Annotated in this window: 7 protein-coding genes and 1 pseudogene; 4 read left to right on the forward strand and 4 right to left on the reverse strand. The window is 70.0% G+C overall.

The features are described 5' to 3' along the window. Positions 1 to 34 precede the first annotated feature (34 nt). Together ACWD3D_RS32945 and ACWD3D_RS32950 are read right to left on the reverse strand one after the other, a co-directional pair. A complete protein-coding gene (locus ACWD3D_RS32945) occupies positions 35 to 331 on the reverse strand; it encodes a hypothetical protein (protein ID WP_451464397.1) in 297 nt (98 codons plus the stop codon). After that, positions 328 to 858 (reverse strand): sigma-70 family RNA polymerase sigma factor, encoded by a 531-nt coding sequence (locus ACWD3D_RS32950; RefSeq protein WP_451464398.1) that lies wholly within the window; start codon positions 856 to 858, stop codon positions 328 to 330. Before ACWD3D_RS32950 ends, ACWD3D_RS32945 begins: the two co-directional genes overlap by 4 nt. 268 nt (positions 859 to 1126) lie before the next feature. Here ACWD3D_RS32950 and ACWD3D_RS32955 point away from each other — a divergent pair, with 268 nt between their 5' ends. Beyond that, positions 1127 to 2086, forward strand: coding sequence for a hypothetical protein (locus tag ACWD3D_RS32955; RefSeq protein WP_451464399.1), 960 nt, complete (start codon positions 1127 to 1129; stop codon positions 2084 to 2086). A gap of 302 nt (positions 2087 to 2388) precedes the next feature. Here ACWD3D_RS32955 and ACWD3D_RS32960 read toward each other — a convergent pair whose 3' ends face one another. Continuing rightward, positions 2389 to 2748 carry a hypothetical protein gene (locus ACWD3D_RS32960; protein ID WP_451464400.1) on the reverse strand — a complete coding sequence of 120 codons (360 nt, stop codon included), beginning with the start codon at positions 2746 to 2748 and terminating at the stop codon, positions 2389 to 2391. Positions 2749 to 3109: 361 nt separating this feature from the next. Between ACWD3D_RS32960 and ACWD3D_RS32965 the strand changes: the two are divergent. The 3 genes and pseudogenes from ACWD3D_RS32965 to ACWD3D_RS32975 form a co-directional block, all read left to right on the forward strand. Further along, positions 3110 to 3220 (forward strand): annotated as a pseudogene (locus tag ACWD3D_RS32965) (IS5/IS1182 family transposase); the annotation flags it as partial. Positions 3221 to 3269: 49 nt separating this feature from the next. Further along, positions 3270 to 3617: a hypothetical protein gene (locus tag ACWD3D_RS32970; protein ID WP_451464401.1), complete on the forward strand. Its 348-nt coding sequence runs from the start codon at positions 3270 to 3272 to the stop codon at positions 3615 to 3617. A 5-nt stretch (positions 3618 to 3622) separates the two neighbouring features. Then, positions 3623 to 4267: a DUF6461 domain-containing protein gene (locus ACWD3D_RS32975; protein ID WP_451464402.1), complete on the forward strand. Its 645-nt coding sequence runs from the start codon at positions 3623 to 3625 to the stop codon at positions 4265 to 4267. A 251-nt stretch (positions 4268 to 4518) separates the two neighbouring features. Here ACWD3D_RS32975 and ACWD3D_RS32980 read toward each other — a convergent pair whose 3' ends face one another. Beyond that, on the reverse strand, positions 4519 to 5148 hold the full coding sequence (locus ACWD3D_RS32980; RefSeq protein WP_451464403.1) for a hypothetical protein: 630 nt from the start codon (positions 5146 to 5148) through the stop codon (positions 4519 to 4521). Between the last annotated feature and the right edge of the window lie 145 nt (positions 5149 to 5293).

Below are 5293 nucleotides of genomic sequence, written 5' to 3' on the forward strand. Positions count from 1 at the left end.
CGGGTGATGAGGCCGGAGCCGAATCGGCCATGCGTCAGCTCCTCGTCGTCGTCCACCCCGAGGTGGAGCGAGCGGGCGAGCGGAGCCGCCGCACCAGGATCCGCAGCACCCGGCGGTAGCGCAGCCAGGCCCGCGCCGGGGAGGCGAACGCCGCACCGGTGAGGGCGGTCTCGCGCGCCACGCGCCGGCCGGCCGCCTTCCAGCCGCCCAGCTTCATGGCGAAGTGCCGGACCAGCAGGAAGAGCAGGAAGGCCACGCACACCACGAGGGTCCACCGGATGATGCCGTCCCGGTGGTCGGAGATCCAGCGGATCGGGTCGACGCCGTTCACGCGGCCAGCTCCCTTCGCAGGGCCCGCAGGGCGTAGTGCGTACGGGACTTGACCGTTCCCGGGGATATCCCTATCTCCCGGGCGGTCTCGTCCCTCGGGCGGTCGCAGAGGTGGACCCGTACGACCACCTCCCGGTGCTCCTGCGACAGCCGGGCCAGCGCCTTGCGCACCACGTGCCGGTCGACCACCTGCTCCGCCAGGTCGCACTCTCCGCTGCGGCTCAGCAGCTGCTGCGGCAACGCGCCCACGGGCACCGCGCGGTCGCGGCGGTGCATGTCGATGGCCAGGTTGCGGGCGACCGTGTACAGCCAGGCGAGCAGCCGCTCGTCGTCGTCGGCCGGCACGGCGGCCGGTGGCCGTTTCCAGGCGCGCAGGAGGGTCTCCTGGACGATGTCCTCCGCCCGGTACGGGTCCCCGGTGAGCCGGTTCGCGAACCTCAAGAGCAACGCCCGGTGGCGCTCGGCCGTGGCGGGTCGAGAGGACGCATCTGCTGTGCCGTGAGCATCGATCACTGTTTCGCTCCACATCGCCCGGGGGGGGGCGGAGAATCAAGGGCACGGGGGAATGCCCTCTCATGTTCTTTCTGTTCACGGTGACGTTCAGTCAACGTAGATCTCCAGAAGCTTGTTGATGCTCAGTAAAAGCTCAGAACATTGCAGATCTCGAAACCCCCGGCGACAAACCCGCGTTAGGGTGGCGCCCCGGGCCGACCCCCGGCCGGCGGACCTCCCGACAGCGGGGGACCCGATCCGCTCCTGCCCGCTCCGCGACCGTCGACTGGAGCCAAGCACCCCCATGAACTCGCAGTCCGAGCACTCGAAACAGCCCCTGGAACCCGGGTCGTCCCCGGACCCGACGTCCCCGGCCGGGCCGGACTTCGCCGACGTCTTCCGCCGCCGCGGCGTCCGCGGGCCCAGGGGAATGGCCCCCGGACGCCGCGTCTGGACCACACTGGGCTGGACGGCCGCGGCGGTGGCCGCGCCCCTCGCGCTCACCGCCGCACTGGCGGGCGACGGCGCCGGTGACCTCGGTGACAGCCAGGAAGCGGCTGCCGCCCGCGCCCTCCCGCCGCCCCCGGCCGTCGTCGTCTCCCCCACCCCGAAGGCCTCGGCGTCGCCCACCCCGAAGGCCTCCCTCACCCCGACGGCCTCCCCCACCCCGGTGGGGGCGCCTCTGCCCGCCGCTCCCGCACAGGCCCACCAGCCCTCGCTCCCCGCCGCGCCCGCCCCGCAGAAGACGGCGAACGCCACCCCGAAGCCGTCGGCGGCCGCTCCCAAAGCAGCCCCCGTCCCGAATACCGCGGCCCTGATCGTGTCGCGCCTCGCGGCCCGGCAGCCGGGGCGGCACATCTGCTACCGCGCCTACGTCGAGGGCAACGGCTGGCAGAGCGTGGTGTGCGACGGCGGTACGACCGGCATCACGGGCAAGAAGATCAAGGCCCTCAACATCGCGGTGTCCGGTACGAAGGGCACCGCCGGCAATGCTTTCGTACACAATGACGAGTGGAAGACCCCCTGGAACGGTGTGGCCGACGGGGTCGACAACTACATCGGCAGCACGGCCAAGAACTATCCCTACATGCTCGGCTTCGTCATCAACGTCGGTGACGGCGCGGTCTGCCAGAGCGCCCGGGTGCGCTCCGGCTGGGGCGGCCTCGCCTGTGACAAGCCGATCGGCCAGGCCTCCGGGAACTACATATTCGGCGGCACCCTGAACAACGACTCCTGGCTGGAAGCCGTACGTTTCACGGTGTGAGCGCGGGGCCGCCGGTGCGAACGCGACGGCCCGAGTCCCCGTCAGGCGCCCCGGGCCGCCCGTACCACCACCTCCTACCGGGCGCGTCTTCCCGGGCGCCTCGCCGCCCGGGTAGCCGTACCGGCGGCGGGTGCACCCGTACACGATGCCCGGCTCCGGGTCGGCGGACGCCCGCGGGCCGGTGGATTCGAGGTCAGGGCCCCCAGCTCCAGGCCGTCATCGCCGACCGCCTCCAGGAGCGCTACTCCGAGGACGCGGCGGTCGCGCCGCCGTCCTCCTCGAAATCGATGACGTCGGACCGGTCACCGCTCGATACGTGTGTGCAGGGCGAGCGCGCCGGCAAGCGCGAGTGCGCCCGATCCGAGCAGTACGAGCGTGCCTCGCGAGCCGATCACGCGATGGGCGCCGACGGCCATGACTGAGCGCCGTGCCTGGATGGACAGCGCACTCGCGGTGCTCTGAATGGACCCCAACGACACGAGGGACATGATGGAGCCGATCGAGCCGGCGGACATGGAAGAGCCGATGGACCCGACGGACAGCGCGCTGCCAACCGAACCGATGGACAGCACGGACCCGACGGAGCCGATGGACAGGAACGAGTCCTTGGACCAGAGGGAGAGCGAGGAACCGCCGACGGTGAGGGAGGGAAGATGCGCCATGAGGTCATCATGCCGCGTGAGGGGGCCGCTGTGCCCAATGACAACAACCTTCTCAGCCTCTCCCTGGTGAGAGGCAAGTGGAGATCTTCGATTTCGGCCACCGCCTCGGCTACGCGCTCCGGGTCTGACGCCGTTTGCCCGAGGTAGGCGGACAGGAGACGCCGAAGTTCACGGAATCGGTCGGTCGACGGTGCCACTTGTTCTCGCCTCTGCTCCTGAGCCCGGGAATGGAGGGGGAGGACGTGAGGACTCTGTAGCCGCTCGCTGCGGACGGTTCTCGCTTCCGTACCACTTGCACCCCGGTGGCCCACTGTGCTGCGGTTCCTCGCTCAGAATGCTCCCGGCTCAGTGGTGGATCAGTAGAATCGTCCCGCGTATCGCACGGCCAGGCCTCGAATCGAGCGAGCGCCTCGGCCGCCGCCGGTGGAAGATCGAACGGATCATCACCTGGCTCTTCGGCTACCGACGCCTCCCGTCCGATACGAACGCCTCGGGCCAAGGTGATCCGCCCCGACGGATGGGTGGCAACCCACGGCAGCCCGGACGCCACCACCGTTCCGGAGATCCAGTCGGCCGACAGGGCGTCACGTGACGAGTTCGCTCATGCCTCCACCTACGACTCCGGCGGCATGCCCAGTGGCACGAACGAAGTCGATACCGGCAACGACCGCGTGCAGACCTATGCCACCCGAGTCGCGCAGGGTCAAGGGCACCTGTACGACGACGTCCGCCAGGCCGCGCCCTCATGGACGGAGAAGTGCGGCCGCTCAGCCATGTCGGGATGGATCGATTCCACCTCGATGGGCGGAGCTTTCAGCGGAGGCTTCTCGGGCAAGTACCGGCTGGTGGATGGGAAGAGAAAGGAGTAACAACCATGCCCGACGAAGGCCTCGCATGGATCGCAGCAGCCTGGCGCGGAGCGAACGTCAGCGCCACCGAGCTGTACATCACCTGCGCCCGGGGCCTGAGCCCAGAGGCGCTCGCCGAACGTATGGCTGACCACGAACCCGTCCAGCACGCCCCCGCCATGACCGTCGCGGAAGCGTCAGCCATGGTCGACCTCGCGCAGACCTACTGCGTTGGCCGTCTCGGCCGAAGCGGCGACTGGTCGTTCATCGTGGAGAGCGGGGGGAGCGAAGGATGGGCCCTGGATCCGGCCGTGTCCTGTGGCACCGAGGTCCTTGTCTTCGACCCCCGACCAGATGACCCGCCCTCCATCTTCCGGTACCTGGCCGACGGGGACGTTCAGCTGCACTTCGAGTTGGGTGCTGGCTATGACCCTGCCGGAGCACAGCCCGACCTCCTGCGTCCGGCGCTGCAGGTGGCCGGGGTCATCCCTCCGGAGGACTCCATGGACGACCTACTCGGTGCCGACGAGGAGTTGCCAACCAACGAGGAGAAGCGCCGAGTGCTGAAAGTCATCGGAGATCACTTCGGACTGTCGCTACCGCGGCACGAGATTGAGAGCGGGCGACTTCCCGGCGTCGTCACTCGCACTTCGCCACCAGCCTCTTGGTGATCACGAGGAGCTGGAGTGGTCGGGGAGCCTCCTCGTCGGAATCGATGAGACGGCACTCGCCCACGCGGCGATCACGGCAACAGGGCCGGCCCCGTGCCGGCCAGGCAGCCTTCGATGGCCTCCGGCCGGTACTGAACCATCTTGAGCTCGCGTTTCACCGCACGGGTGACCTGGCTGAGTTCAGTGGTCGGCCCTCCTCCGCCTCGCATGCCAACGCATGTCCTGTTCGCCATGCTCCGCGACGGCACCTTCTACGAATCCCGGACACCGAAGGACGTCGAACTCGCCGCATAACCCCACCACCCGAACCACCCCGGGCGAGAACCACCGCCTGCTGGAACAGCCCGGTCAGCGGCCTCGGATCCGCGCGCAGCGGCGTTGCCACCATGATCTCCGTCCGCCCTTCCCCGGGCGACGTTCCCTCCGGGCCGCCGTCGGGCACCAGGAAGGGCCTCGGCGCAGCGCACCACTCCGGGCAGCCCGTCCCGGCCGACGGCGAGGCGGCTCCGGTTGAGGAGGACGGCACCGTGGACGGTGAAGTCGGCGTAGCCGTCGATCGCGTCGCCGTCCAGCGGGGCGACCTCAGCGACCGTCTCACGGGTCTCGTCCCCGCTCTGCGGCCAGACGGTGTCCAGCAGCTCCAACGCCGCGACGAGCACGTCGCCTTCGGGCATCCGCCACTCCGCGACCTCAGCCGTCACGGGCTGCCCGTCGGGCCGCGTACGGGGCGGGATGAAGCGAAGGGCCCGTACCACGCTGCGGTGCAGATGCCCCCAGGGGACGGCGGGCGCGCAGCCGGAGGGCGGCAGCCGGTCGAACCCGGTCGCCGCGGCCCGCAGCCGGTCGGCGCGGAGCGGTCCGGCGCGCAGTTCGCCCTGCACCCGGTGGACCACCTCGACGGCCGCCGGATGGCGCAGTCGTGTGTCGGGCGCGAGATCATCGGCGCCCTCTACCTCGCCAACAAGAAGTGCCCCAAACCCGAGGGGAGCTGCGGTTTCACGGCACAGGACGAGGAACTCCTCTCGA

Source organism: Streptomyces sp. NPDC002690 (assembly GCF_053592415.1).

What these genes read in the sequence shown, in the direction of transcription:
- ACWD3D_RS32955 (WP_451464399.1), top strand. Translation starts at nt 1,127, where the DNA reads ATGAACTCGCAGTCCGAGCACTCGAAACAGCCCCTGGAACCCGGGTCG.
- ACWD3D_RS32975 (WP_451464402.1), top strand. Translation starts at nt 3,623, where the DNA reads ATGCCCGACGAAGGCCTCGCATGGATCGCAGCAGCCTGGCGCGGAGCG.
- ACWD3D_RS32950 (WP_451464398.1), bottom strand. Translation starts at nt 858, where the DNA reads ATGTGGAGCGAAACAGTGATCGATGCTCACGGCACAGCAGATGCGTCC.
- ACWD3D_RS32960 (WP_451464400.1), bottom strand. Translation starts at nt 2,748, where the DNA reads ATGGCGCATCTTCCCTCCCTCACCGTCGGCGGTTCCTCGCTCTCCCTC.